The sequence below is a fragment of the Leeuwenhoekiella blandensis MED217 genome, assembly GCF_000152985.1.
GTDB classification, from domain to species: Bacteria; Bacteroidota; Bacteroidia; order Flavobacteriales; family Flavobacteriaceae; genus Leeuwenhoekiella; species Leeuwenhoekiella blandensis.
Genome location: NZ_CH672395.1, coordinates 3,923,993 through 3,947,883 on the forward strand (window position 1 = coordinate 3,923,993; position 23,891 = coordinate 3,947,883).

Consider the following 23,891-nt stretch of genomic DNA (forward strand, 5'->3'; position numbering starts at 1 on the left):
TTGTAAGGGTAATTTGAGATTACAATGCTTTAGCAATCGTTTTTATTTGAGGCCAAAAAACTCCAGATGGTTGTTAGCTATTCGCTTCTATAGAATGTTCTGTTCTTTTTTACATCGCCCTAAAAAGAACCAATCCCGAAGCTTCGGGACAAGGCTTATTTTTACATCCTTGAAAACTACGCAAAACCCTTATCGTGCGGATGACAAACCGCTGCGCTGGGCCATCCTCCACTCCCAACTCCGCGTCTTTTGCTTGTTTTACTACAGATGTAAAAAGTATGCCGTTCTAGCATTCCTCCTTCAAATATTAAACATAACTTAAAAAGAAAGCAGAAAAACATCCCTCCAAACCTCCCTTCAAAGGGAGGCTTTAAGTTCAGCGAAAACACTCCCTTCCTTTGAAGGAAGGGCTGGGGATGGGTGTTACCTGAAATTCACTTCGATTTATAATATAAGTCTGTCGAGCAGTCTGGTTTATTGGGAATGTCACTTCGAGTGCCGGACGAAACCAGCGGTGAGACCGGTGTATCGAGAAGTCTTCTGAGTTGAAATCTTTATAGTTTACCAGCATCACAAATTAAAGACTTACGGGAGCAGGGAACGCTAGACATTAGCTTTTGCTTTTTACTATTCGTACTGACTGCATTCAAAAATCAGATGGCTTTTCATTTCATTTGGTTTTACCACTATTGCATTAAACTCGCGATTGGGGAATCCTCCAATGAAATAACCTTCCATTTCTAGTCTATCTAACCAGTCCAGAAATATATTCAATTCAATCATTACAACATTAAAGTCTCTCCAGTCTGAGTTTAGAAATTCCCTAGCGAAATCCAATTCCGGCCACACCGGTATACATTTAGTCTCTTCAGTCCCACAAGTAACGTAATTTCCATTTTTGTCTGAAATCAGAAATAGTTGTTCAAAATCTGCCACTTTCCGCACGAGATAAGCATATCTATCAGAAGCTTTTAAGTTTAGTATATTTTCAACTTTTTTGTTGCTCATTATTTACTGCAAAATAAAAGATAACGGCAGTGGGTCTACAAAACCACCTGTTTCTTGCTTAAAAGTACTTGAAGTGACTGCGATATCCAACAAAAACTACGTATTAGGTGTTTTGAGTTTTGAGGTATATTCTGAGATGTACAGTCTAAAACGAGAAAACCGCTTAGAAGCGGCTTACTAACTTTTGCGTATCAGTCAAAGGGTTCATCATAACTATGTTCGACAATACCATCCTCAATACTAATTTCAGTACCATTTAAGCGAACACTTCCCGAAAATGTTGCACTAAAACATGAATTTGTATTTACCAGTACATTACTTTCTAATGCTCCTTGCGCCACAAAATCTATTTCGGAAGCAGTGCCATTTTGAACTCTAAAATAATGAAGCTCCTCAATTATATTCTTACCCGTTTGTTTATAGGGAAGTTTAAATGTTATGGCGTATGTGTCTTGTTGCGGTTGGAGGACGCCGGTCATTAAATATAAACTTAAGGTATGACCTCTTCCATCGTTATCTAAATCAATGCCCCGCCCGTAGATGTCAAATTGCTTTAGTTCCTTATTAATCTCCATAGATGCGATTTCCGTCTGAGGACAAATTTGTGAATCATCATCTGAACAACAGTTAAGAATGGGTAAACTGAAACAAATTAGTACTAAATGCAGGTAGTTTTTCATTAGTTTGTCTTTTTACAATGTTACTCACGTAAGTGTATAGGATACGTAGTCCTGATAAAACCCGTAAACTTTTTGATTTACTTAAACACCATAAGTTAAAGACTTGCGGGAGCAGGAGAATTAGAAACTCAGACCCTATTCAAATTTTATTGTATTATGCTCTTAAAATAAGTCAAACTCCTCTTGGAAATAATAACAGATTTCCTTGCAGAGTGTGTTGAATTCCTCAAATATGTCCTTAAGATTTTTATCAACTAATTTTCCAGAACTATTCATCACCGATAATGTGATATTATTATGTAACTCGCTAATTGTAGAGAATGAGGAAGTTGAATCAAATTTCAATATTAAATTATTGTGGGCCACAGAATTTCTTAGCGAGCCAATAGTTCTTAATTTATTAATGATTTTTGAATCAAAGTTTTCAATATTAGAGAGAATTTTGAGTTTTTGACCATAGCTAACAACACTACTATTCATTAAAATATGTTGAAATTCTTCCTTTTTTTGTGGATTAAAATAATTCGTAATTACCTCAGATATTAAATCCTCAATGTAAATTGAACAGGCTATGATTTCCCCAATTTTGTCATTTGACTCTTTGAAGCTGAATTCTTCCTCTTTTTTTGGCATCATTATTAGTCTAGCAAATTGAAAAGTAAATAGCGGAATGCAGCTTACTCCTTATGGCATTTCCATTCAAAGAATAAGAGCCGATAGAGATAACCGCTCCTAAGTCTTATAAACAATATTATTTTCAGTTTTTCCTCGTACAAGTTTAAATTTTAATGGATTCCAATTTTCAATATCAGGTTCAATAATATTTTTACTGAAAAATAAAATCTCCTTCCCATCTCTAATTTCATATGCCGTATGTTTGAATTCAAATGCTTTATATGAGCAATCCGAATACAACTCTCTGATCTTAGATACATTATCATAAGAAACTATCCACTTGATATTTTCTATTGACTTAATTTTTTCGCTAACGTCTTTATGATTTTTATCCTCATAATGATTCATATAAAGGCTATCAGCTTTTAAATAATAGGGTGGATCAAAATAAAATACAATATTTTCATTTTCGGCCTCCCATTGGATTTTATCGATAAGCTCTAATGCATCTTTATGGAATAGATGAATTCTTCTTTTTTCCTTGGCAATTTTCTTTATCCGCGCTATCAAATCTATTTTATTAAAGCGACAGTCCATCAAATAATTTCCTGTTTGATTAACTCCGCCGATAACTCCGGCATTAATTATACCCGAACGATTAGTTCTATTCATATAAAAAGTTGAAAAACCTAAATCAAGTAAATCAGCTTTCTCTTTGTTAGTTTGTATTTCACGTTGTTTTTTCCACTCGTCAACTGTTAATTCTGCATTTTGGATTCTTTCACAAAGTTGATTAGTTTTATTTAAAACTGAATGCCAAAAGGCGTAAATTGACCTATCCCTATCATTAATAGTTATTTGCTGGACAAAACCTTCTAATAAAAGAAAAAGGGCAACAGATGCACCGCCAGAGTAAGGCTCAACGTAATGCCCATTAATTTTATTATCAATGCAGATTTTTGCAACAAAAGCAGACAGTTTGTTTTTTCCTCCCGGATATCTTAAAGGTGAATAGAACATTTATTCTTCAATAATTAAATTATTGCTTAAAATTTCGAATAGGGGTTCTAAATGTTTCCAAGCCCTTTTATTATGCTCTAGATCCACGAAAGTTTCAATGTTATGTACTGCCAAATCTAAACCGTCTTTTATCCGATCAATATAGTGTTTTAAATTTCTCAACTGACTAGTGTCTAAATGATTTTCTAATTCATGATTTTTCACATAATCCAACATAATTTTTAACGATGCACTAGAATAATCTTTTTTATTATTAAACTTTAAAATTCTCATCACTTCTTGGGAATCAATACCCTCACTAACAGAATATTTTCCTTTAATATAATTTATAAGCAACGTCACTTTTTTAAGACTATTTTTCTCATTTTCTTCGTTTGTTTTTAAACTTAAATCTTCAAAAAGTCCTTTTTCCTTTAAATAGAAATAGAGTGATTGTTCTAAATAAGTTCGTAACAAAACGGCAAACGAGTAAATCTTATCAATTGGCAAATGCTTTAGCTCAAAAAATAAATTATCAAGTTTCTCATTATCAAATATAATTTCTTTTTCAGCCGAGATTATTCGGTTTTCATAAGCCTTTTTCTTTGACTTTTTTCTTCGCCTTGTAACCTTTTTTTTCTCTGATTCTAAATCAGCCTTCTTTTGGGTCGTTTTGCTCTGTGTTTTACCTTCCTTATTAGTTGTTGAAAAATTAAAATCTGGATTATCATTTAATTTTTGAATAAACTTTCTTTTATCTTCATCCTTATTAAAATCACGAGAAAATCTCTCTGAATCAATGATAATTTTAAAAACTTCTAGTAGTCTCTTTTCAAATTCATCCTGGGGAAGGCTAATTATCAATTCGCCATTTTCATTATCAAATTCAATACCGAGGAATTTACGTGATGGCTCATAAGAATAAAATCGTTCTAAATTTGTAAATTCAAAATCAGCAATATCTATTATAATATTTTCTTCTTTTTCAAGAATTTCTTTTCCTTCATAAAATAAATTATAAGCTTTTAACGGCTTTAAGATTTTCGCTCTACTTTCGTTTAAAACATCACAAATATCTTCAACAATCAACCCATCTTCATAATACATCTCAGCTACAAAGGCGTATTGATTTCCGGTTTTCCATCTTTGTAATGTAGCTCCATTATGTCTCTCATAAATTATTGGATTAGCTAGAAGTCTATTCGGGGCAATATAACATCTCAATTTCCGATCTACTGGGAAATTATTTTTTAAAATATTTTGTAATAAAATATTAGCTTTTGAAATTGAAAGGTACTTTTTAGGATCTTGTAAAAGTTTGAGTGCTGCTGTTCGTCTATTTCCTTCTAGGACTACTTTTTTATTTTTTTCTATACAGATTATCGGCTCTTCACCTACAAAATACCCCTCCTCAGATATTTTTTTTGCCAACTCATAAACTCTTTCGTTATTAATTAAAAACTTTAGTATCTGAGTCTGATTTAAAGTATCCCCTCTATATTTAATTCGGGGATTGTTTAAATCAAGTTGTAATGTTTTTAAGCTATAATCAAATGTTTCCCAAGATGAATAATCTATATACATATAACTTTTAAAAAATACTGTTAGTTTTCAAAATCTAAACAACTAAGTTAACCTATTCATTTTAAAATCTTTTACAGAATCCCGTAAAACCCTATTAAATTACCCGTAGTTCTAAAAAAAGGTAAAAAACCTCAAACACTAAAGCCTGAGGTTTCATCTAATTATTATAAAAAATGCAGTCTACATCTTTGTAAGCAATTCCTCCAAATAACTCACTTTATCTTTCTCAGCCTGTACCAAGCGTTCGTAGAGTTTTTTGTTCTCTTCGTAAGCCTCTATTAATTTATCAAGAGGGTTAAAAGTTGGCTGATAAGCAAAAAGAGAAGAATTGTCGTGATTAGTGACAGTATTCCCAATAATATTAAATACAGCCTCTTCAGAAAAATTCTCAATCCCTTCTTTGGTTACCCCCAACACCTTAGCCACTTCTTCCAGCTTGCTGTCTTCGAGGCTTTCGCTTTGCTCCATATGCGACACACTTTGCTGGCTGATGCCGAGTTCGTGCGCGAGGGCTTCTTGCTTCATCCCGCGCAGTTCGCGAATACGGGCGATCTTTCTACCGATGTGATTGGGTTTGGTTGTGGTCATAGTCTCAAAAATAAGAATTCTTTTGTTAGCCTGTCGCGTTTAAGTACGGGTAAACTACCCGTCCTAATGGGTAGCTTACCAAGCATACGGGTAGGTTACACAGGAGGAGCATACTACCTTTAATGCATCACACGAACCTGTATTGCCTAAAGCTATTCAAAAGTAAGGCTTTTTCTCTTTAGTAGGAGCCCTACAGCCCTAATCCAAAGGGATTTTAGGCAATTCATTAAAACCCGGGATTATGAACACCGCATTTACTACAGATTCTGACCTGCACGACCTTATCCCCCTCCTCTGCTCCCTGAGTCGGGTACATACGGTCTATTTGCTACGGCAGGTCTCCACAAGTCGTACCCAAACGTATACGGGCGGCTTAAGTATTCCGATAAAACCCGATACGCGGGAGGTGCTTACCCTGCTGGTGGTCAGTCACGAGGAAGTGGCCGACCCTATGCACATACAGCACAGCCTATTGAATAAGACTCGGGGCCGCTATGAAGTCTTTACGATACATCTTACGCTACGAGAGGCCAACAGCCGTATCCACTGGGGCAGTACTTTTTTAAACCGGGTGCTCCGGGAATGTAAACTGCTGTACCGGGAAGATGAGCAGCTGGAGCTTCCGGTAAGCGACCTGCAGCATCCGCAGGTGTATGCCCGTATCGCAACCCACTGGAACACCCGTTTGCAACGTGCCCATTACTTCGAAACAAAGGCGGTAGACTGTGAAGACCCTCAAAGCAACTACGGGAAATACCTATTGCTGCAACAGGCGGTGCAGCAGGCCTGTCTGGGCCTCATCTATGTGTTTTGGGAATACCAACCTTCCTGCTTTGCGCTTCCTTACCTGTTGCACCTGTGCGGACACTTTTGCGACCTGCCGCAAATCCTCTATCCCAAACGCTCCTTCCGCTCCCATCAGGTTTATACGCAGCTGTGTCATGCATCCTATAACCTGCATGAAAAAACGGGAAGGGATGCTTCAGATGCTGATGCCCACAAAGCGGAACAGCTTACCTACCGGTTTATCAAAGCGGCCCGTCAACTGGCGGAGGAGAAACTCCGCGAATTAAAGAAACTACACCATACACCTTCTCAAACAAGCTCCTATGAAAACGAAACACATACAAACACGGCTGAATGAGCTGAAAGCGCAAAAGCTGGTGCACCTGACGCCCAAAACCGGAAGAACCGGACGCTATTATGAAGGCACCTACCGGGTAAACACGTACAGTGTAGACTACTACGAGTCGAAAATTTAGCGGAAGTAATGGCAGGACTGACAAAGAACGAGTTCAGTGAACGTGGTGTTTTTGTTGTATCCTCGTCACACAACAGGACTGGCTTCGCCGACCGTACAAGACCTTAATTATTAGATATTTAATTCCGCTTCTTTATTACTTTCTGTCGCAGTAAACATAAATCAAATCATCAACTGCAATGTCTCCGAGTTCTTTAGCTTTTTTCAAATCTTTGCAGGCACTTCTCGTTTCTTTTTTACTTAGTTGCAAATTTCCATTCCTAGTCAAAAGGTTAATTTTTGCCGTTCCTCGATTAGCAATAGCTTGTACATAGTTTGGATGTATTTCAATAGCATTGCTATAATCTTTTATTGCTTTTTCAAAATTCCGAAGCATATCATTCGCGGTACCACTTATAAAATACATTTCAGGATCTTGTGAGTTTATGGTGAAATATCTGTCACAGTTTTTTAGTACTTCTTCAAATTTTCCTTGTGAGTAGTGAATTCGAGCAAGCCAATAAAGTGCCGCTTCCATCATTGCATTGTTATTGTTTTTATGAACAACGTAATAGTAGTCTTCTTTCGCTTTTTCTAAATATCCAGCGTGCATTTTTGAAAGTCCTCTATCAACAAATGAAGCCATATCTGTAGTATCCAACTTAATTGCCTCTGTAAAGTCGGCAATTGCCAAATCGTATTTTTGAAGTCGGTCGTATGAAAGTCCGCGATTTATGTAACACGTCTTTTGGACCGTTTTCTCTTCAACGATTTTCAATAATTCTGTATACTTCTCAATAGCGTTTTCAAAATTCCCAGATTTGAAATTTGAATTTCCAGAAGTATATAAATCCCTTGGGCTTGTTTGACCAATTACTGAAAATGACAAAAGAAGGTAGATTATTGTTAGGCTTAATTTCATAGAATCGAATGTTGTACAACGGCAGTAGGTCTACAAAACCATTTGTTTATGTTTTAAAAGTAATTTAAGTGGTTGTGACATCCAACAAAAACCGCATACGAGGATTTTTGATTTTTGGAGTAATCCATTTGAAGTTTAGGCAACTACTTCAAGTTCACCAAAAACGAGCGAAAAGCGAAGCAGGAATGCTCGTTTCATTTTTTTAAAAAATAGACTGACGAACATCGATAAATCCGTTTTATTGGTTCTGAATTTTGTTTAAATCCAATTAGATCCAAAAAAACTACTCAGTCCCGGAGCTTCGGGAGGTTTATTTGAGTTTTTGATATTATGTTTTAGAGTCTTGTGAAACGGTTACCGGTGTTGAACATAGTATTAATTTATTATTATTTCTACTTTCTTTGGTATAAGCTTTTTGTCAGCTAAATATTTGTCAATACTATCATTGTTTTCCAACTTTAGATTGGTTTGAGAAATTTTAAAATCAGATATTGAGTCATTTATTATGTTGCAATCAGCATAAACATAATGTTTTGCAAAACCACCTTGTATGTATGCAATTCTCCAAGTATTACTTTTCCTTGATAACATTCGAAGCTGTCTGGTCGGAATTGAGTCATTAATTATTACATCAGTCCGATTAAATTCTTCGTTCGGGTTTGCTATTTCAAAGTCGTTTTTCAGAACTTTTTTCAAAGTCAGAGTAAGCAATTTAGGAATGGAATCTTTGGTCTTAAATTCAGCCCAATTTTTTTCTAATTCAGTCACGGTTTTTTGAGGTTCAGATTTTTTGTCCGAACAACTGATTAGTAGAATTAATATTGAAAACAGGACTTTTTTCATATTATGCACAACTTGTCATATCAACACTAAATATATCAATCTCCCCTCAAAATTCACGGGGTTTCAACCCCTTATTCCCTGTATAAAGCACTTAGACTTAGCCTAAATACCTGCCTTTAAGCCCATTTGCTTAAGAAGTTGGTGATTTGTTACCGATTTATATATATTTGGTAAAACGTTTTAGTAATTTAAAATCTTTCAATGAAAACAATCACTACCTTATTTATCTTCTGTTTATTCCTGAGTTGCAGCTCAAAAAGCGATGATGGCACCCAAACCGAAAACACTTCTGCAAGTTTTGATCTAACTGCTGTTAAAGTCACTAATGCTTCGGGAGATGCGCCAGTTAAAGGCGATGAAATTACTATCACGATGACTGTTAAAAATACCGGCTCTTCCTCGGGCACTGTGGCTATCAGTCCCAAATTATCAAGCAGTCGGTTTGGCGATTACCATAATGTAGCACTAGACGCTGTTGAACGGACTTTGCAAGCAGGTGAAACCACGCAACTTACGCTCACCGTGGGCCCGTTTTTTAAAGATGCAATCAAAGAAAAGCATTATGCTTTGGGTAGTGGTGAATATTTCTTTGAAGCTTTTGAGCTTAATGGCGCTGATGACAAAGAATTTGAAGGTCGAATTTTTCAGGTAGCAACAAGCAACCGCGTGCTGGTTCCTGTAATTTACGACCCTACGTATTTCTCAAAAGTGAACTACAATGGAAGCATGAAAACTTACTTAGAACAGGCTTTTACGCGAAAAGTTGAACTTTATAATGAAGGGAATTATACCGAGTTTGAAGGAGGTTTAGATGAAATGATGGATATCGAACACCTCTTTTACACCATTCCTACCGGAAATGTTTCAGCCTATGACGCTGAAGGTGGCTTGTGTGAAAAAGCTATCGCGCTTGGCGGAGACGCGCTTGGCCTTACTAAAGATTGGGAAGGACCGGTAGGAACACAGGGCAACAATCACGGTTTTGACTATTTAATGGCCATCACACCAGATTCTTTTGGAGGTGTAGCCTGCGGTTGGATCGATGTACAAGTTACCGGAGTTTTTGATTTTGATCTATCGATAGACAGGTCTCAAATTCTAATCATTCATGAAACCAGCCACCTCTTAGGTTCCCCACACTGTGATCAATATGATGTAGAAGGTTATGTGATGTGTGGTGGAGAAAAGCATCGTAAATATATAGACCACGGAATTTTTGTGTATTACCAGCGTTCCCGAGATATGATGAGCAATAAGTTTGATTAGTTTACAGTAGACATATGAATTGTGCTCGCTAAAAAATAATCTTTGCCTCTGAATATTTAGAATCCAGCAATACGTCATTACGGAAATGTATACCTTTAAGAAAAAAGAGGTCTTATGAAAAGTTTCTGTTTTGTTCTATTGCTGGCATTCACGGGTGTTTGTTGTTCTTATAAAAATGATGATGATAGCGATCTTCCCCCCATTGATCAACTCCCTCCCCAGACTACCGTAGGGGCGAATACAGCAGGTTGTTTGGTGAACGGTGAAGTTTTGATACCAAAGGGAAATGCAAATGAATCTACATTAAGATGCCAATATGCTAAAAGAGGAGATGAATATACTTTTGGCATATTTATAAACGAAAATTCAAATCCTACTAAATCTGTACGTATCTTATATAATAAGAAAAAAGAACCGTTGCCGATTAATAAACCAATTCTCTTAACCATCCCAAACATTGACGAATCGAGTTGGGGGGAATATTTAATCGAAGCCGGTGTACTTGATAGATTTTCTACTAATGGACAAACTAACGGTGAATTATTAATTCTGGCTTTGGATGAGGCAAAGCGAATAATATCTGGAACTTTCAAATTTACAGCTATCAACAATCAAGGTGAAACAATCGAGATAACTGATGGTCGCTTTGATATGCATTATATTCCGTAGTCTACTATTAAAACATTGTGAAACTAAAACTATTCTTTTTGAGGCTCAGTTAGAATTACGTGGAAAAAAGTGCTATGTAAAAAATAATCTTTGCCTCTGAATATTTATAATTCAGCAATACGTCATTAAGGAATTGTATACCTTTAAGAAAAGAGTTCTTATGAAAAGTTTCTGTTTTGTTCTATTGCTGGTATTTACAGGTGTTTGTTGTTCTTGTAGTAATGATGATGACAGCAATCTCCCCCCAATTGAGCAACTTCCTCCACAGACCACAGTAGGTGCTAACACAGCAGGTTGCTTGGTAAACGGTGAAGTTTTGATACCAAAGGGAAATGCAAATGAATCTACATTAAGATGTCAATATGCAAAAAGAGAAGATGAATATACATTTATACTATTTATAAATGAAAATTCTAATCCATCCAAATCTGTAAGGATACTTTATAGTCAGAAAAACAAGCCTCTTGTAGTTAATGAAATAATTCCCCTAACGATTCCGAATGTCAAAGAATCAAGTTGGGGGGATTATTTAATCTCTGCTGGTTCACTTGGTAGATTCTCTACTAATGAGAATTATGAGGGACAACTACTAATTCTGGCTTTGGACGAAACGAGACGAATTATCTCTGGCACGTTCTCATTTACAGCTATCAATGATCAAGGTGAAACGGTTGATATAACTGATGGTCGCTTTGATATGCACTATATTCCGTAATCAACATACCATTTAAGAAACAAAAACTACCTACGCTACTTCTTTTTTAATTTTCGGTTTTAATAAGTATTACAAAGAACCTTAAATATAAATACAGAATTTCAAATTGAACAAACCCATTTGGGTATAAAAAAAGCCTTTAAGCAATGCTTAAAGGCTTTTGTACCCCGGGTGGGAATCGAACCCACACTCCTAAGAACTGGGTTTTGAATCCAGCGCGTCTACCAATTCCGCCACCGAGGCATTAGGTCAAAGTCTTAAGTTGTTCTTTACCAACACCAGACTTCCAGTATTTTTCTCTTTTACGAGCTTCAATTCGCGTTGAAGCTTCTTCAACCATTAATAAAATCCGGTTTAAATATAAACGGCTTTTGAGGCACATCTACCTCCCGATAATAATCGGGACCGCCACCGAGGCATTAATGGACCGCAAAAGTAATAAAAATTCTCAATCTTCGATCAAATAAATCGCAAATAAATACTTAGAAGCCAATTTAATTTATACTTTTGCAGCCTCTTATACTTTTAGCAAATCTAAACATAAGATAACCATGTCATTATCAGCCCCTGATGCGAAAATTTTTCCCTGCACACAAAGCCGGGATTTGGCCGAAAAAATAGCTAAGGCTTACGGGCAACCGCTGGGCAAAATAATTACATCTACCTATAGCGACGGCGAGTTTCAACCTTCTTTTGAAGAGTCTATTCGCGGTTCACGGGTCTTCATCATCGGCTCAACGATGCCAAGCAGTGAAAACCTGATGGAAATGCTTCTTATGTTAGACGCTGCAAAACGCGCTTCGGCACGTCATATCACAGCAGTGTTGCCGTATTTTGGATGGGCACGTCAGGATCGTAAAGACAAACCTCGCGTTCCTATCGCTGCAAAATTGGTAGCTAATTTATTAGAGACTGCCGGTGCAACCCGTATCATTACGATGGACTTGCACGCAGATCAAATTCAGGGATTCTTTGAGCGTCCGGTTGATCACTTATTTGCTTCAACTGTGTTTTTACCGTATCTGGAGTCTCTCAATTTACCAAACATGACGATCGCTTCGCCAGATATGGGTGGTTCTAAAAGAGCTTATGCCTATTCTAAAGCTTTGGATTGTGATGTAGTAATCTGTTACAAACAGCGTGAGAAAGCAAATGTAATAAGCCATATGGAGCTTATTGGGGATGTAAAGGGGCGCAACGTTATTCTGGCAGATGATATGGTTGATACTGCCGGAACGCTTACCAAAGCTGCAGACCTGATGATGGAACGTGGTGCGTTAAGCGTGAGAGCAATTTGTACACACGCGCTTTTGAGCGGTGATGCTTACGAGCGTCTTGAAAAAAGTAAACTTCAAGAGCTTATCGTAACCGATAGTATTCCGCCTAAGCAAGAAAGCAGCAAAGTGCGCATCTTGAGTTGTGCAGATTTGTTTGCAGATGTTATGCACCGTGTTCATAGCAACACGTCTATAGCATCAAAATTTTTAATGTAGTAATTTATTAATACTTAATATATAATTAAATGAAGTCAATCACGATCACAGGATCTAAAAGAGAAAGCGTGGGCAAAAAGGCAACTAAAGCCCTACGTAATGCTGGAGAGGTTCCTTGCGTATTATACGGAGGAGACGAGCCAGTTCATTTTAACGCACCAGAAATTGCGTTTAAAGATTTGGTTTACACTCCAGATGCGCATACCGCGACTTTGGAGCTTGACGGAAACACCTATATGGCGATCCTTCAGGACATTCAATTTCACCCGGTTACAGATCGCATACTTCACATCGATTTCTATCAAATCTTTGAAGGTAAAGAGGTAACTATGACTATTCCTGTACACTACGAGGGTAACTCTAGAGGTGTACGTAACGGTGGTGTACTACGTAAAACATATCGTACACTTCGCGTTAAGGCATTGCCTAAAAACCTTCCTGATTATGTTGTTGCAGATATTACCAAACTTAAAATTGGTGATAAATTATACATCACAGGTATCGAGCAAGGAGAGTGGAAATACCTTCACCCAGACAACACCGTTGTTTGTCAAGTTAGAACTTCACGTAACGTTGTTGAAGATATGGACGACGAGGATGAAGATGAAGAAACTGAAGGAACAGAAGCTACAGAACAAGCTGCTGACGCTGCAGAATAAATATTGGGAAACCAATTCAATTTTAAAACACCCGCACTGTCGGGTGTTTTTTTTTGACGTTTCTGAATCCCTTCAGTTTTGCAATTTTCTGATAAGCTTAACCCTATTCTGCGTCCAAAACGCAACAAAATCATAAATTTGCAAAGGTTAACTTGCGAAGTCTAAAGCTTCAGCAAGGACGTTTAAAAGCTACAAAAAACACGATTGTTTTAAAATATGTCAGGCTTTTTCAGCAAGCTTTTCGGTTCAAAAAAAGAAAGCATAGATCCTATGAATAAATACCTAATTATAGGTTTGGGGAATATTGGGCCCAAATATGATAACACACGACACAACATCGGCTTTAAGATCATCGATGCTTATGCGCAGGAAAAAGAGACTTCCTGGTCTACCGAAAAACTAGGTGATGTCGCATACACCAAAGTGCGTGGACGTACTGTGGTTCTACTCAAGCCCAACACCTATATGAACCTCAGCGGAAAAGCAGTAAAATACTGGATGCAAAAAGAAAACATCAGTATAGAAAATATTCTGGTGATCACAGATGATCTTAATCTTGAGTTTGGGACCATTCGTGTAAAAAGCAAAGGCAGCGACGGCGGACACAATGGATTAAAAGACATTCAAAATCAACTTTCAACAACCAAGTATCCACGCTTTAGATTTGGAATTGGTGATCGCTTTAGCCGCGGGAAACAAATAGATTATGTTTTGGGAGTATGGGATAAAGACGAAGAACTCGATATGCCAGAAAGAATGGACATCTCGTGCAAGGTAATCGAAAGTTTTATAGCTTCGGGAATAGCAAATACGATGAACGCTTACAACGGCAAATAAATTGAAACAACATACTTCAGCAGATACATTTGACGGTTTAAAAGGCACCGTTGTGACCATTGGCACTTTTGACGGCGTACATCTCGGGCATCGCAAGATCATAGATCGCCTATTGGCAAGCGCGCAAAGCAACGACTTAGAGTCTGTGGTGCTTACCTTTTTTCCGCACCCGCGTATGGTGCTGCAAAAAGACACGGGAATCAAACTCATAAACAGCATAGATGAGCGCATCGCACTTCTTGAAGCTTGCGGTCTTGATCATTTGATCATTCACCCGTTTACGCAAGAATTCTCGAGACTTACCGCAGAAGAATTTGTCAAAGATATCCTTGTAGATCAATTAAAAGCCAGAAAAGTCATCATAGGTTATGATCATCGTTTTGGCCGAAACCGCAATGCCAATATTGATGATCTAAAAGCTTTTGGGGAACAATATGATTTTGAGGTTGAAGAGATCTCTAAGCAAGATGTTGATGATGTGGCGGTGAGTTCTACCAAAGTTAGAAAAGCACTCGACGAAGGAAACATCACTTTAGCCAACGAATATTTAGGCTATCCTTTTATGTTGAACGGTATTGTTTCTCGCGGAAAAGGTCTGGGGAAAAAATTCAACTATCCCACAGCTAATTTAAAAATTGAAGAAGACTATAAATTGATCCCGGCTAAAGGCGTTTATGTCGTTCAGGCAACTTTAGCAAATGAACGTGTTTATGGCATGATGAGCATAGGCACCAATCCTACCGTGGGCGGAAGCGATCTTACTATAGAAACCTTTTTCTTTGATTTTGATGCCAACTTGTACGATCAGCACTTGCAAATTGAATTGCTAACCCGCATTCGCGATGAGAAAAAGTTCAATTCGGTTGACCAACTTATCGCGGCCATGCAAGCCGATGAAAAATTTTCACGAGACTTTATTCAAAAACTGAATGCTTGATCAATGGCTGTATAAACGTGTAGACAACAGCGCCCTTATCGTTTTTAGGGTGATTTTTGGCTTTCTTATTACCGCCGAAGCCTGGGGCGCTATCGCCACAGGATGGATCAAGAAAACCTTACTCGAAGGTGATTTTACGTTTAATTTTATAGGTTTTGACTTTCTACAACCACTTCCCGGCGATGGCATGTACTATTATTACGGGGTGATGGGGTTGTTTGGCGTTTTTGTGATGCTGGGCTTCAAGTACCGCTTTAGTGTGATCGCCTACGGCCTGATGTGGACATGTGTGTATTTGATGCAAAAATCATCGTACAACAACCATTATTACCTCTTGATGCTCTTGTTGGGAATCATGGCCTGCCTCCCCGCACACAGGTATTTATCTCTTGATGTAAAGCACAATCCTAGTCTGAAAAACATAAGTATGCCCCGCTGGGTGTACATCATCATCATCGCACAATTGTGGATTGTTTACACCTACGCCTCGATCGCTAAATTATATCCCGATTGGCTCGATGCGAGTATGGCTGCGCAACTTATGGAAGCGCGTAAGGATTATTGGCTGGTGGGTGATTTTCTTCAGCAGAAATGGGTGCATTGGTGCATCGCCTATTTTGGAATTTTATTCGATGGCTTGATCATCCCGGCATTATTGTTTAAACCTACTCGAAAGATCGCCTTTTTCATTTCGATATTTTTTCATCTTTTCAACTCCTTTATTTTTCATATTGGGATCTTTCCGTATATGTCGCTTGCATTTACACTGTTCTTTTTTCCACCGGAAACCATCAGAAACATCTTTTTAAAAGGAAAAGAATTGTATACCGGAAAAGAGATTATAAGACCCAACTATCAAAAGCCCATCTTGGTCTTTTTCGGTATGTATTTTATCATTCAGATCGCACTTCCCTTAAGGCACTGGATCATCAAAGACGATGTACTTTGGAATGAAGAAGGGCATCGCCTGAGCTGGCGGATGATGTTGCGCTCCAAGGGCGGAATCATTAATTTTAAAGTTATAGACAAAGAAACCGGCCTTGAACTTCCGTTTAACCATCGTGAACAACTCTCCCGAAAACAACAACGTGTGGTCGCTTCAAAACCCGATGTGATCTGGCAGTATTGCCAGCGCATTAAAGAAGATTTTGCTAAAGAAGGCAAGCAAGTCGCCATTTATGTCGATTGTAGAATTCGCGTAAACGGTGGGGGTTTAAACCGCCTGATTGACCCTGACGTAGATATGGCTAACGCAAAATGGGATTATTTCTGGCATAACGAGTGGATTTTACCCTCGCCTTTGAAAAACGAAAAATTGAAACCTCCCTACGCGACTCAAATTCTGGAGTAGTCCCTGCTCACAACCCATAAGTTCCAAGAAAAAATATGCAGTAATCATCCTGAAATTAGGATTGAGTTACTTGATTGTTTTCACGGGCATTTGTGTATTTTTGCCGTCTAAAATTAAAAGCCATGCTACACGTTACAGACATTCGTGACCACAAAGAAGCCTATATTCAAGCACTTACCAAGCGTAATTTTGAGGCTTCCGCAATTTTTGATCAGGTTCTTGAACTTGACGAAAAACGCCGTAGCACTCAGGCTTCCTTAGACAACACACTCGCAGAAAGCAACAAACTTTCTAAGGAGATCGGGATGCTTTTTAAAAATGGTGAAGCTCAAAAAGCAAACTTGCTTAAAGAGCGCACCGGCAAACTGAAAGAAGACTCTAAAAACCTTCAAGAGGTACTTAGTGCAACCGTTGAAGAACTAGAACAGTTGTTGTATACGATTCCTAATATTCCGCAAGACAGCGTTCCTGCAGGAAAAAGCGACGAGGACAATGAAGAGGTTTTCCGCAAAGGTGACGTTCCTGTCTTGGCAGAAGGCAGCCTTCCGCACTGGGAATTGGCCAAAAAATACGACATTATCGATTTTGAATTAGGCACCAAAGTAACCGGCGCCGGGTTCCCTGTTTACAAAGGAAAAGGAGCGCGTTTACAGCGTGCACTCATCAACTATTTTCTAGATAAAAATACCGCTGCAGGCTACAATGAAGTACAAGTACCACATTTGGTAAATGAAGCTTCAGGTTTTGGTACAGGTCAGCTTCCTGATAAAGAAGGGCAAATGTACCACATAGGTATAGACGATCTATATTTGATCCCAACGGCCGAAGTACCGGTAACCAATATGTTCCGCGACAGCTTGCTTGAGGAAAAAGACTTGCCTATTACTTGCACGGGATACACACCGTGTTTCCGCCGTGAGGCTGGTTCTTACGGGGCGCACGTACGCGGTCTTAACCGTTTGCACCAGTTTGACAAAGTAGAAATTGTGCGCATTGAGAAGGCTGAAGATAGCGATGCTGCCCTAGACGGAATGGTAGAACACGTAAAAATGATTCTTGACGAATTAAAACTACCTTACAGAATTTTACGTCTTTGCGGTGGCGATCTGGGCTTCACTTCTACCCTAACCTATGATTTTGAGGTGTTCTCTACCGCTCAGGATCGCTGGCTAGAGATCAGCAGTGTTTCAAACTTTAAAACCTTTCAGGCAAACCGCTTAAAGCTGCGTTACCGCGATGCGGAAGGCAACAAACAATTGGCACACACACTTAATGGAAGTTCGCTTGCACTACCGCGCGTACTTGCCGGAATTCTCGAAAACTATCAAACCGAAGACGGCATCAACATTCCTGAAGTTTTGATACCGTATTGCGGGTTTGACAAAATATAAGTTTTAAATACTAGCGTAAACAGGCTTTCGTTTAAGAGAAGAATACTGCTTTAACTTTAGTATCTTTAACTCAAATCGAGAGCCTGTGTTACGCGCGTTTTTTATAAGCCTTTTTTTAATTTTCTTTTTGAAGCTTTCGGCTCAAGAAGATTTGCTTGCACGCAATTATATGCAACAAGGCGCTTATGAAAAAGCAGCTATTTTATACGAAGGCCTCGTAGAAAAAACACCCGGAAACACCAGTCTAGTCAACAGTCTTGTCGAAGCTTATCAACAACTAGAGCAGTACGACAAAGCACAGGAAGTGCTACTTAAAACCTTGGCGTTATCAAAAAGTCTTGCTTTTCTAAAAGTTGATCTGGGCTACAACTACCAACTACAAAGTCGAGATACCGAAGCGCAAAAACTTTATACAGAAATACTCGATCAGGTACGGGAAAATCCGCCACTAGCCAATATGGTGGGTAGAAGTTTTAAAAACTACAGCCTGCTCGATCAGGCAGCTACGGCTTATACCATTGCAAAAGAGGCCGGCCTCAATAGCATTTATCTCAATGTAGAATTGGCGCGCATTTATGGCGAACAGGGCAAAATTGAACAGATGTTTGATGCTTACATCAATCTTATTCTCGAGAATGATAGGTATCAAAGTTTAGCGCAACGCTCATTCAATGATTTTATAACCGAAGATGCCGAGAATGAAGCCAATCAAATTTTTAGAAAACTCTTGCTGAAACGGCTTCAGGAAGACCCTAATTTGCTCTACAACCGTTTGCTGAGTTGGTTATTCATTCAGCAGCAAGAATACAACAAAGCCTTTATTCAGGAAAAGGCGATTGCCCGTCGCAACAATAATCTCAATGGGGTTTTCACCTTAGCCGCGGTCGCTGTTGAAAATGAAGCTTACGATCTGGCGCGCTCGATATATGAATATCTTGTAGCTCAAGCCCCAAGTGATGAGATGCGGCTTTTTGCGCATCAAGAATTGCTTGATCTTCGGATTCTGAAAAATGATACCGAAGATTTTAAAGCGATTCAAACCGAATTTGAAAGCTTACTCAACCAGTTCGGAAAAACTACCGAAACACTCGAGCTACAAACCAAATACGCACACTTTTTAGCCTTCAATCAAGATAAAAAAGAAGAAGCTTCGGCCTTTTTAAAAGAAACCCTCGATCTAAAACTGAACCGTTTTCAGGAAGCCCGTGTCAAAATGGAGCTCGCCGATATTCTGGTTCTCGAAGAACGCTTTAACGCTGCGCTCATCTATTATTCTCAGATTCAGAAGAATTTAAAAGATAACGTTTTGGCACAGGAAGCGCGTTTTAAAGTGGCCAAAACTAGCTATTATAAGGGAGATTTTGAATGGGCAAAAACCCAATTGAAAGTTTTAAAATCTTCTGCAGAGCAATTGATCGCAAACGACGCGCAAGATCTTTATTTGTTGATCACAGATAACACGGTTGACGATTCTACACAAACTGCACTTAAAACATTTGCCAGAGCAGATTTGTTGCTTTTTCAAAACAAACAAGATGAAGCGCTTGAAGTCTACAACACGCTGTTGGCCGAGCACAAGGATAAAGCGATTGAAGATGAGACCTTACTAGAACAAGCTAAGCTTTTTGAGATTAAAGGTTTGTACGATCTCGCAGCGCAAAATTACAGGCTCATTTTAGAAAAGCACGGCGACGATATTCTGGCAGACGACGCACATTACCGATTGGGCAATTTATATGCTGACCAGCTGCAACAACCCGAGAAAGCTAAGGAACAGTATGAAAGCATCATCTTTAATTTTGCAGACAGTATTTTTTATGTAGATGCACAGCAAAAATACCGCAAATTAAGAGGTGACGCGATTAACTGATGCGTATCTTTGCCGACCAAAAAAATAATTGACTATGATTATATATAATGTTACGGTAAATGTAGACGACAGCGTACATACAGATTGGTTGTACTGGATTCGTAACGAGCACATCCCAGAGATGCTTGCTACAGGTAAATTTGTAAAAGCCCTGATGACCAAAGTTTTGGTTAAAGAAGAAATGGGTGGTCAAAGCTATTCGATTCAATATACCGCAAAGAGCAAAGATTCTTTAGCACGTTACTATAAAGAAGACGCTCCAAAACTTCGCGAAGAAGCCGGTCGTTTTGGCGATAAAGTACTTATGTTTAGAACCGAGTTAGAGATCATTTCTGAACAAACCGAATTCAAACCACAGTAAGCTCTTAGCCTACTCGCTTAAATCCTATTGATGAAAAAAAAGTTTACCCGTACCCATAAAAAAACTGCTTCAGAAGATCCTGTAAAGGCCAAGAAGCATTTGGGTCAACACTTTTTAAAGGATGAAAGCATTGCAAAAAAAATAGCCGAAACATTAAGTTATGACGGTTATTCTGAAGTTTTAGAGATCGGTCCCGGGACGGGTGTACTCACCAAATATTTATTGCGCAAAGACAGCAACGTAACCGCGATGGATCTCGACAGCGAGTCTATCGTGTACCTTAATCACAGCTTTCCGTTAGAGCATCCGCAACTTATGGAAGGCTGTACTTTAAATGTTGTAGAAGCCGACTTTCTCAAGTTTGATCTCAGCAAATTATTTGGTGACCAAGCCTTTGCGATCACCGGGAATTTCCCGTATAACATTTCGACACAAATCGTGTTTAAAATGCTCGAGTGGCGCGATCAAGTGCCTGAATTTAGCGGAATGTTTCAGAAGGAAGTGGCGCAGCGTATTTGCGAGAAAGAGGGCAGCAAAGCCTACGGAATTCTTTCAGTATTAGCACAAGCGTTTTACGATGCCGAATACTTATTTACGGTACCGCCCGGCGTTTTTAATCCGCCGCCTAAAGTAGACAGCGGCGTTTTAAGACTCACCCGTAAACCCAATTATAAAGACCTCGCCTGTGATCCTGATGCGTTGTACAAAGTGGTAAAAATGGCATTTCAGCAACGCCGAAAAACCCTTAGAAACAGCCTCAAGCAATTAGAACTGAGTGATGCCTTTCGCGAAAGCGAAATCTTCAATATGCGTCCTGAACAACTAAGCGTCGAGGCCTTTATAAAACTAACACAAGACATTACAAACGATAAAGCAGGACGTAGTTAGAAGCTTCTGCGCTTGTACATCGTTTTCGCCACGGCAAGAGGGTAAATGTATCTTAAAGCGCCCTAAATCTGTGTTGACTTTATTTATATTTGCCTGACTCAAAAAAATACAAACCCTCAATAAAGTAGCGACTATGGCTTTTGAACTTACCGAAGACCTTATAGAGCAGATTGAAAACTTTATTGAAGTTGGTGATAACACGAGTATTCTCGCGCTTTTAGAAGAGGTTCACCACGCCGATATCGCCGAAATTCTTGACGAGATCTCTACGGAAGAAGCTACCTATCTGATCAAGCTTCTGGACAGCGAGAAAACTTCTGAAGCCTTGATGGAGCTTGATGAGGATTATCGGGAAGAAATTCTTGACAACCTCTCCCCTCAGGAAATCGCAGACGAACTTAACGAACTAGACACCGATGATGCGGTTGACTTTTTATCTGAACTGGATGAGGACATTCAGCGGCAGGTAATTGATGCGATCGAAGATGAGGAGCACGCGCGCGATATCATTGAGATGTTGCGCTACGATGAGGATTCTGCCGGTGGTCTTATGGCAAAAGAACTTGTACGCGTGCGCGAAACATGGACAGTTGCCGGTTGTGTGCGTAAAATGCGGGCACAGGCACAAAATGTAACCCGCGTACATTCGGTTTATGTGGTTGACAAAAACGATCACCTTATCGGGAGACTTTCGCTTAAAGACCTGCTTACCGCTGAAGCCAAGTCGAATATTTCAGATATTTATATTCCCAATGTAGACTCGGTAAACGTGCACGATACCGCAGAAGATGTTGCACGTATTATGCAGAAATATGACCTTGAAGCGGTACCGGTTGTCAACGATGCTGGAGTTTTGCTGGGTCGCATTACGGTAGATGATATTCTTGATTTCATTAGAGATGAAGCCGACGAAGATTACCGGATGGCAGCAGGTATTTCGCAAGTAGTAGAGGCCGATGATAACCTTTTAAAACTCACTCGAGCACGCCTCCCCTGGTTATTGATAGGGATGTTTGGCGGGCTTGGAGCTGCGAGTATCATTACCGGATTCAACAGTATCTTTGAAACTTTCCCCAAGCTGCTTGTTTTTGTTCCGCTCATTCAGGCTACCGCCGGAAATGTGGGTGTACAATCTAGCGCGATCGTCGTTCAAGGTTTGGCTAACGATTCATTAAAAGGCAATATTGCAGGACGTTTACTTAAAGAATGTGCCTTGGCCATTATTAACGGTCTTGCCATTGCAACAGTGGTACTTGTCATTAGCCATTTTTTCTTTGAAACCACCTATTTAGAGTCGGTAAGCATTGGTGTTGCGATCATTGCGGTTATTATTTTGGCAGCCTTGATCGGCACTTTTATTCCGATTGTGTTAGACAAGCGAGGTATAGATCCGGCTGTAGCAACCGGTCCATTTATTACAACCAGCAATGATGTCTTTGGCATCCTTACTTACTTTTTAATTGCCAAACTTATTTTAGGCTTTTAAACCTATTAAATTCTTCTCAAAACTGGCTATAACAGGCACGCACCCTTTATAGTTTCGTATTTTTGCACAATGATGAATGCAAAAACCTTTAAGCTAAACATTACCGTTCCCGCCGAAGCTATTGACGGCTTAGGCCACGTAAATAATGTGATTTATTTACAATGGGTTCAAGATGTCGCAGAAGCCCACTGGCAGCACAATTCAACCGAAGAAATGCTTGAAAAATACGCATGGGTCGCTTTGGAACATACGATCAAATATCACGCTCCGGCATTTGAAGGCGAGCAGATCACGATAGAAACCTGGGTCGAAAAGTTTGAAGGTGTTCGTTCTATTCGCCGGACTAAAATCTTTAGACCTTCAGACAACAAAATTCTTGCAACCTCCATCACAAACTGGTGTCTGCTGAATATGCAAACCCGTAAACCAATGCGTGTGCCCGAGACATTTACTGCTTACTACGAAGAGGTTAATCAATAAGCATCCAACTTTTAACTATGAGAATTCTACATATAGACAGCAACCACGAATTGATGATCGAGCAACTCAAAGCCGCCGGTCATACTAATGAGGAAGACTATACTTCTACAAAAGAAGAGATCGAAGCAAAAATCGATCAGTATGAAGGGGTGGTCATTCGCAGCAGATTTAAGATCGATAAGCAATTTCTTGATGCGGCAACCAATCTTAAATTTATTGCGCGTGTGGGCGCCGGTCTGGAAAGTATTGACATACCCTATGCCGAATCTAAAGGAATCGCTTTGATCGCAGCTCCTGAAGGCAACCGCAATGCCGTGGGTGAACATGCTTTGGGCATGTTGCTTATGTTGTTCAACAAACTGAAGCAAGCAGATGCGGAAGTACGCTCAGGTCAGTGGAATCGTGAGAAAAACCGCGGATTGGAGCTCGAAGGTAAAACGGTAGGACTCATAGGCTATGGCAATATGGGAAATGCATTTTCTAAAAAACTGAAAGGCTTTGACTGCGAGGTGCTCTGTTATGATATTCGTCCGGATTTAGGCAACGAGAATGCCACTCAGGTGAGTTTAGAAGAACTTCAGCAACGTGCAGATGTATTGAGTTTACACACGCCGTGGACGCCACTTACCGATAAAATGGTTAATACTGAATTTATCAACGGATTTAAAAAACCCTTTTGGCTCATCAATACTGCACGAGGTAAAAGTGTTGTAACAGCTGATCTTACAGCAGCCTTAAAAAGTGGAAAAATCTTAGGTGCCGGACTTGATGTTCTGGAGTATGAAAAACTCTCCTTTGAAAATCTGTTTACAGCTACCGAGCAAATGCCCGAACCGCTGCAATACTTAATTCAGGCAGAAAATGTAGTACTTACACCCCATATCGCAGGATGGACTGTTGAAAGTAAAATCAAACTCGCTCAAACCATCGTAGATAAAATCCTAGCACTATAAATTGTTTAGGAATCCTAACTAATAGAGATAGTTCGCTGTCTATCAGATATATTTTA

The 23,891-nt window shown here is 39.2% G+C and carries 25 protein-coding genes and 1 tRNA gene; 17 read left to right on the forward strand and 9 right to left on the reverse strand.

Annotation, left to right across the window (positions count from 1 at the left end; genetic code table 11):
* Positions 1 to 627 precede the first annotated feature (627 nt).
* The 6 genes from MED217_RS16890 to MED217_RS16915 form a co-directional block, all read right to left on the reverse strand.
* Positions 628 to 1,008, reverse strand: coding sequence for a DUF2750 domain-containing protein (locus tag MED217_RS16890; protein ID WP_009781777.1), 381 nt, complete (start codon positions 1,006 to 1,008; stop codon positions 628 to 630).
* A gap of 191 nt (positions 1,009 to 1,199) precedes the next feature.
* Positions 1,200 to 1,688, reverse strand: a complete 489-nt coding sequence (locus MED217_RS16895) for a hypothetical protein (RefSeq protein WP_009781778.1) — start codon at positions 1,686 to 1,688, stop codon at positions 1,200 to 1,202.
* A 162-nt stretch (positions 1,689 to 1,850) separates the two neighbouring features.
* Entirely contained in the window at positions 1,851 to 2,324 is a 474-nt protein-coding gene (locus MED217_RS16900) for a hypothetical protein (protein ID WP_040533015.1), read from the reverse strand.
* 96 nt (positions 2,325 to 2,420) lie between these two features.
* On the reverse strand, positions 2,421 to 3,323 hold the full coding sequence (locus tag MED217_RS16905; protein WP_009781780.1) for a DNA adenine methylase: 903 nt from the start codon (positions 3,321 to 3,323) through the stop codon (positions 2,421 to 2,423).
* Positions 3,324 to 4,886, reverse strand: a complete 1,563-nt coding sequence (locus MED217_RS16910) for a ParB N-terminal domain-containing protein (protein ID WP_009781781.1) — start codon at positions 4,884 to 4,886, stop codon at positions 3,324 to 3,326. It lies immediately after the preceding gene.
* A 180-nt stretch (positions 4,887 to 5,066) separates the two neighbouring features.
* Positions 5,067 to 5,474 carry a helix-turn-helix domain-containing protein gene (locus MED217_RS16915; protein ID WP_009781782.1) on the reverse strand — a complete coding sequence of 136 codons (408 nt, stop codon included), beginning with the start codon at positions 5,472 to 5,474 and terminating at the stop codon, positions 5,067 to 5,069.
* Between the two features lie 241 nt (positions 5,475 to 5,715).
* On the opposite strand from MED217_RS16915, the gene MED217_RS16920 reads away from it, so the two are divergent.
* Positions 5,716 to 6,618, forward strand: coding sequence for a hypothetical protein (locus MED217_RS16920; protein WP_009781783.1), 903 nt, complete (start codon positions 5,716 to 5,718; stop codon positions 6,616 to 6,618).
* Positions 6,584 to 6,736, forward strand: coding sequence for a hypothetical protein (locus MED217_RS19065; protein ID WP_154648975.1), 153 nt, complete (start codon positions 6,584 to 6,586; stop codon positions 6,734 to 6,736). Before MED217_RS16920 ends, MED217_RS19065 begins: the two co-directional genes overlap by 35 nt.
* A gap of 135 nt (positions 6,737 to 6,871) precedes the next feature.
* Here the strand turns inward: MED217_RS19065 and MED217_RS16925 are convergent, their stop codons facing one another.
* Together MED217_RS16925 and MED217_RS16930 are read right to left on the reverse strand one after the other, a co-directional pair.
* Positions 6,872 to 7,636: a tetratricopeptide repeat protein gene (locus MED217_RS16925; protein ID WP_009781785.1), complete on the reverse strand. Its 765-nt coding sequence runs from the start codon at positions 7,634 to 7,636 to the stop codon at positions 6,872 to 6,874.
* 375 nt (positions 7,637 to 8,011) lie between these two features.
* Positions 8,012 to 8,479: a hypothetical protein gene (locus MED217_RS16930; protein ID WP_009781786.1), complete on the reverse strand. Its 468-nt coding sequence runs from the start codon at positions 8,477 to 8,479 to the stop codon at positions 8,012 to 8,014.
* 201 nt (positions 8,480 to 8,680) lie between these two features.
* Here MED217_RS16930 and MED217_RS16935 point away from each other — a divergent pair, with 201 nt between their 5' ends.
* From MED217_RS16935 to MED217_RS16945, 3 genes are all read left to right on the forward strand, one after another.
* On the forward strand, positions 8,681 to 9,745 hold the full coding sequence (locus MED217_RS16935; protein ID WP_009781787.1) for a DUF11 domain-containing protein: 1,065 nt from the start codon (positions 8,681 to 8,683) through the stop codon (positions 9,743 to 9,745).
* Positions 9,746 to 9,859: 114 nt separating this feature from the next.
* Positions 9,860 to 10,414: a Riean_0653 family protein gene (locus tag MED217_RS16940; RefSeq protein WP_009781788.1), complete on the forward strand. Its 555-nt coding sequence runs from the start codon at positions 9,860 to 9,862 to the stop codon at positions 10,412 to 10,414.
* A gap of 160 nt (positions 10,415 to 10,574) precedes the next feature.
* Positions 10,575 to 11,129, forward strand: a complete 555-nt coding sequence (locus MED217_RS16945) for a Riean_0653 family protein (protein ID WP_009781789.1) — start codon at positions 10,575 to 10,577, stop codon at positions 11,127 to 11,129.
* A 163-nt stretch (positions 11,130 to 11,292) separates the two neighbouring features.
* Here MED217_RS16945 and MED217_RS16950 read toward each other — a convergent pair.
* A tRNA-Leu gene (locus MED217_RS16950) sits at positions 11,293 to 11,372 on the reverse strand.
* A gap of 308 nt (positions 11,373 to 11,680) precedes the next feature.
* Here MED217_RS16950 and MED217_RS16955 point away from each other — a divergent pair.
* The 12 genes from MED217_RS16955 (at position 11,681) to MED217_RS17010 (ending at position 23,835) form a co-directional block, all read left to right on the forward strand.
* The gene (locus MED217_RS16955; protein ID WP_009781791.1) at positions 11,681 to 12,622 is read left to right on the forward strand and encodes a ribose-phosphate pyrophosphokinase; all 942 of its coding nucleotides are present in this window, start codon (positions 11,681 to 11,683) and stop codon (positions 12,620 to 12,622) included.
* A gap of 29 nt (positions 12,623 to 12,651) precedes the next feature.
* Positions 12,652 to 13,281 (forward strand): 50S ribosomal protein L25/general stress protein Ctc, encoded by a 630-nt coding sequence (locus tag MED217_RS16960; protein WP_009781792.1) that lies wholly within the window; start codon positions 12,652 to 12,654, stop codon positions 13,279 to 13,281.
* A gap of 216 nt (positions 13,282 to 13,497) precedes the next feature.
* The gene (gene pth / locus MED217_RS16965) at positions 13,498 to 14,118 is read left to right on the forward strand and encodes an aminoacyl-tRNA hydrolase (RefSeq protein ID WP_009781793.1); all 621 of its coding nucleotides are present in this window, start codon (positions 13,498 to 13,500) and stop codon (positions 14,116 to 14,118) included.
* 1 nt (position 14,119) lies between these two features.
* Positions 14,120 to 15,055, forward strand: a complete 936-nt coding sequence (locus MED217_RS16970; RefSeq protein WP_009781794.1) for a bifunctional riboflavin kinase/FAD synthetase — start codon at positions 14,120 to 14,122, stop codon at positions 15,053 to 15,055.
* Complete coding sequence (locus MED217_RS16975; protein WP_009781795.1) at positions 15,048 to 16,406, forward strand: HTTM domain-containing protein; 1,359 nt, start codon at positions 15,048 to 15,050, stop codon at positions 16,404 to 16,406. Before MED217_RS16970 ends, MED217_RS16975 begins: the two co-directional genes overlap by 8 nt.
* 122 nt (positions 16,407 to 16,528) lie before the next feature.
* A complete protein-coding gene (gene serS / locus MED217_RS16980; RefSeq protein ID WP_009781796.1) occupies positions 16,529 to 17,797 on the forward strand; it encodes a serine--tRNA ligase in 1,269 nt (422 codons plus the stop codon).
* 127 nt (positions 17,798 to 17,924) lie between these two features.
* Complete coding sequence (locus tag MED217_RS16985; protein WP_230199284.1) at positions 17,925 to 19,667, forward strand: tetratricopeptide repeat protein; 1,743 nt, start codon at positions 17,925 to 17,927, stop codon at positions 19,665 to 19,667.
* 34 nt (positions 19,668 to 19,701) lie between these two features.
* A complete protein-coding gene (locus MED217_RS16990) occupies positions 19,702 to 20,028 on the forward strand; it encodes a DUF4286 family protein (RefSeq protein ID WP_009781798.1) in 327 nt (108 codons plus the stop codon).
* A gap of 30 nt (positions 20,029 to 20,058) precedes the next feature.
* A complete protein-coding gene (gene rsmA, locus MED217_RS16995) occupies positions 20,059 to 20,916 on the forward strand; it encodes a 16S rRNA (adenine(1518)-N(6)/adenine(1519)-N(6))-dimethyltransferase RsmA (protein WP_009781799.1) in 858 nt (285 codons plus the stop codon).
* A 133-nt stretch (positions 20,917 to 21,049) separates the two neighbouring features.
* Positions 21,050 to 22,402, forward strand: coding sequence for a magnesium transporter (gene mgtE, locus MED217_RS17000; RefSeq protein WP_009781800.1), 1,353 nt, complete (start codon positions 21,050 to 21,052; stop codon positions 22,400 to 22,402).
* A 69-nt stretch (positions 22,403 to 22,471) separates the two neighbouring features.
* A complete protein-coding gene (locus tag MED217_RS17005; protein ID WP_009781801.1) occupies positions 22,472 to 22,882 on the forward strand; it encodes an acyl-CoA thioesterase in 411 nt (136 codons plus the stop codon).
* A gap of 17 nt (positions 22,883 to 22,899) precedes the next feature.
* Complete coding sequence (locus tag MED217_RS17010; RefSeq protein WP_040533016.1) at positions 22,900 to 23,835, forward strand: 2-hydroxyacid dehydrogenase; 936 nt, start codon at positions 22,900 to 22,902, stop codon at positions 23,833 to 23,835.
* Positions 23,836 to 23,891: the final 56 nt, after the last annotated feature.

What these genes read in the sequence shown, in the direction of transcription:
- MED217_RS16910 (WP_009781781.1), bottom strand. Translation starts at nt 4,886, where the DNA reads ATGTATATAGATTATTCATCTTGGGAAACATTTGATTATAGCTTAAAA.
- MED217_RS16990 (WP_009781798.1), top strand. Translation starts at nt 19,702, where the DNA reads ATGATTATATATAATGTTACGGTAAATGTAGACGACAGCGTACATACA.
- MED217_RS16975 (WP_009781795.1), top strand. Translation starts at nt 15,048, where the DNA reads ATGCTTGATCAATGGCTGTATAAACGTGTAGACAACAGCGCCCTTATC.
- MED217_RS16905 (WP_009781780.1), bottom strand. Translation starts at nt 3,323, where the DNA reads ATGTTCTATTCACCTTTAAGATATCCGGGAGGAAAAAACAAACTGTCT.
- pth (WP_009781793.1), top strand. Translation starts at nt 13,498, where the DNA reads ATGTCAGGCTTTTTCAGCAAGCTTTTCGGTTCAAAAAAAGAAAGCATA.
- MED217_RS16920 (WP_009781783.1), top strand. Translation starts at nt 5,716, where the DNA reads ATGAACACCGCATTTACTACAGATTCTGACCTGCACGACCTTATCCCC.
- MED217_RS19065 (WP_154648975.1), top strand. Translation starts at nt 6,584, where the DNA reads ATGAAAACGAAACACATACAAACACGGCTGAATGAGCTGAAAGCGCAA.
- MED217_RS16940 (WP_009781788.1), top strand. Translation starts at nt 9,860, where the DNA reads ATGAAAAGTTTCTGTTTTGTTCTATTGCTGGCATTCACGGGTGTTTGT.
- serS (WP_009781796.1), top strand. Translation starts at nt 16,529, where the DNA reads ATGCTACACGTTACAGACATTCGTGACCACAAAGAAGCCTATATTCAA.
- MED217_RS16915 (WP_009781782.1), bottom strand. Translation starts at nt 5,474, where the DNA reads ATGACCACAACCAAACCCAATCACATCGGTAGAAAGATCGCCCGTATT.
- MED217_RS17005 (WP_009781801.1), top strand. Translation starts at nt 22,472, where the DNA reads ATGATGAATGCAAAAACCTTTAAGCTAAACATTACCGTTCCCGCCGAA.
- MED217_RS16955 (WP_009781791.1), top strand. Translation starts at nt 11,681, where the DNA reads ATGTCATTATCAGCCCCTGATGCGAAAATTTTTCCCTGCACACAAAGC.
- MED217_RS16895 (WP_009781778.1), bottom strand. Translation starts at nt 1,688, where the DNA reads ATGAAAAACTACCTGCATTTAGTACTAATTTGTTTCAGTTTACCCATT.
- MED217_RS16890 (WP_009781777.1), bottom strand. Translation starts at nt 1,008, where the DNA reads ATGAGCAACAAAAAAGTTGAAAATATACTAAACTTAAAAGCTTCTGAT.
- MED217_RS17010 (WP_040533016.1), top strand. Translation starts at nt 22,900, where the DNA reads ATGAGAATTCTACATATAGACAGCAACCACGAATTGATGATCGAGCAA.
- MED217_RS16945 (WP_009781789.1), top strand. Translation starts at nt 10,575, where the DNA reads ATGAAAAGTTTCTGTTTTGTTCTATTGCTGGTATTTACAGGTGTTTGT.
- MED217_RS16960 (WP_009781792.1), top strand. Translation starts at nt 12,652, where the DNA reads ATGAAGTCAATCACGATCACAGGATCTAAAAGAGAAAGCGTGGGCAAA.
- MED217_RS16925 (WP_009781785.1), bottom strand. Translation starts at nt 7,636, where the DNA reads ATGAAATTAAGCCTAACAATAATCTACCTTCTTTTGTCATTTTCAGTA.
- MED217_RS16935 (WP_009781787.1), top strand. Translation starts at nt 8,681, where the DNA reads ATGAAAACAATCACTACCTTATTTATCTTCTGTTTATTCCTGAGTTGC.
- rsmA (WP_009781799.1), top strand. Translation starts at nt 20,059, where the DNA reads ATGAAAAAAAAGTTTACCCGTACCCATAAAAAAACTGCTTCAGAAGAT.
- mgtE (WP_009781800.1), top strand. Translation starts at nt 21,050, where the DNA reads ATGGCTTTTGAACTTACCGAAGACCTTATAGAGCAGATTGAAAACTTT.
- MED217_RS16930 (WP_009781786.1), bottom strand. Translation starts at nt 8,479, where the DNA reads ATGAAAAAAGTCCTGTTTTCAATATTAATTCTACTAATCAGTTGTTCG.
- MED217_RS16900 (WP_040533015.1), bottom strand. Translation starts at nt 2,324, where the DNA reads ATGATGCCAAAAAAAGAGGAAGAATTCAGCTTCAAAGAGTCAAATGAC.